This window comes from Paenibacillus qinlingensis (assembly GCF_013204845.1).
GTDB lineage: Bacteria > Bacillota > Bacilli > Paenibacillales > NBRC-103111 > Paenibacillus_E > Paenibacillus_E qinlingensis.
On the sequence record NZ_JABMKY010000048.1, the window covers coordinates 1 to 1,769 of the forward strand.

1 protein-coding gene is annotated in these 1,769 nt (G+C 43.8%); it reads left to right on the top strand.

Annotation, left to right across the window (positions count from 1 at the left end):
- Positions 1 to 121: 121 nt before the first annotated feature.
- A complete protein-coding gene (locus tag HQN88_RS37170; protein WP_173121627.1) occupies positions 122 to 1,387 on the top strand; it encodes an IS110 family RNA-guided transposase in 1,266 nt (421 codons plus the stop codon).
- Positions 1,388 to 1,769: the final 382 nt, after the last annotated feature.

The following is a 1,769-nucleotide window of genomic DNA, read 5'->3' on the forward strand; positions in this document are numbered from 1 at the left end:
CCGTTAGATTCCTGTAGATGGATAAATTTCAGCTTTGTAAAAAAAGGAGCGCCTCTGTACGATGGAAGTACGCTACGGGTCAAAAGCCCTTTAATTCCATCATCCAGGAGGACGCTCTACTATGAAGTTTAAATCACAAGATAAGCAAAATCAACTCATTGAAAACATTACCTTTAATCATATTGTGGTTGGTGTAGATATTGCTCAGGAGACCCATGTTGCCAGAGCGGTTAACTTTCGAGGTGTCGCTCTCGGTAATCCTTTAGTGTTTAGTAATGACGAGGATGGTTTCAAGTCACTCGACCGTTGGATTCGCGACTTGTTAGCTTCTTTTAAATTATCTCAAGTTATCGTTGGTATGGAACCCACTGGCCATTACTGGCTAAGCCTTGCCGGATGGCTCAAAAACAAAACCATTGAAGCCGTACTTGTTAATCCTCACTTAGTTAAAAAGAATAAAGAAAACCGCGACAATACACGCTCTAAAAGCGACAAAAAAGATGCATTAGTTATTGCCGACATGGTGAAAAACGGCTACTACTCCCCTGTCCGCTTCCATTCTTCCGAATACGAGGAGCTGCGAGTGCTCATGGCTAACCGAGAAACGGTCGTTAAACGACTCGTAAGTGCCGTTAACCAGATCCACCGCTGGGTCGACATCGTCTTTCCTGAACTGAGACAAGTCTTTAAAATCTTAACCTGCAAGGGTGCATTGTTAACCCTTCGGCTTTTTCCGCTCCCGGCTGAGCTATGTAAACTAAGTCCTGACGATGTCATTAAAGGATGGCAGAAATCAATGAAGCGGCATTCTGGTGTGCGTAGAGCTCATCTACTCATCGATCTTGCCAAGAAAACGGTTGGATCTAAGCAAGCAACACATGCCTACAAACTCCATCTAGAGCAGCTACTTGAGGAGCATGACTTAGCTACTAAACAACTGCAGAGGATAGAAAAAGAAGCCAAAGACGTTGTTGAACGTATCCCCTATTCAGGCAAAATCCTTGCCATTACTGGAATAAGTCCAATTGCTCTAGCTGGTGTTTTAGGAGAGTCTGGGGATCTTAGAGGTTATGCCCACGGGAATTCTCTACTCCGTCACGCAGGCCTCAATGTGACCGAAGCAAGCTCGGGTAAATGGAAGGGACAACTGAAGCTCAGTAAACGAGGCCGTCCTCGCCTGCGTCACTTTCTCTATTTAATTACAATGTGCATGGTCATGAGTAATCAAGAATTTAAAGCCATACACCACTACAATGTTCAGGTAAAAAAGCTTAAAAAGATGAAGTCTATCATGAAGTTATGCGGAAAGCTTGCTCGACTCTTAGTTGGAATGGCTCGTAGTGAAGAAGTCTATAACCCCGATAAAATCTTTGCATTAGCAGCTTAAAACAAACCTTTTTTCACGCAAGTTGGCGTATTCGCAGGATGACAAAGAAAGCACGGAGTATCGGGATACGTTCAACAAAAGGGCTCCGACCCGTTCCGTTAGAAAGACCGACCTCTACCCCTTAGATAGATGTGACGAAGGAATGATAGGGCATTTGACCCGTTGAGACATGGGAGTGAAAATCGCTAAGGGCATCATGGAGAATACGTGCAGCATTTGGAATGAATTGGGTGATTCAGCTTCACCTCTGTTCCCGCATGCCTTTTTAACGACACAACCAAATATATCTTGCTTTCTTTCAATCAACATTGAAATCTAAAGGATGAAATCCTGCGAATAGACGAGCTTGCGTGAGGAAATTAAATCATACCGAGGGAGTTGA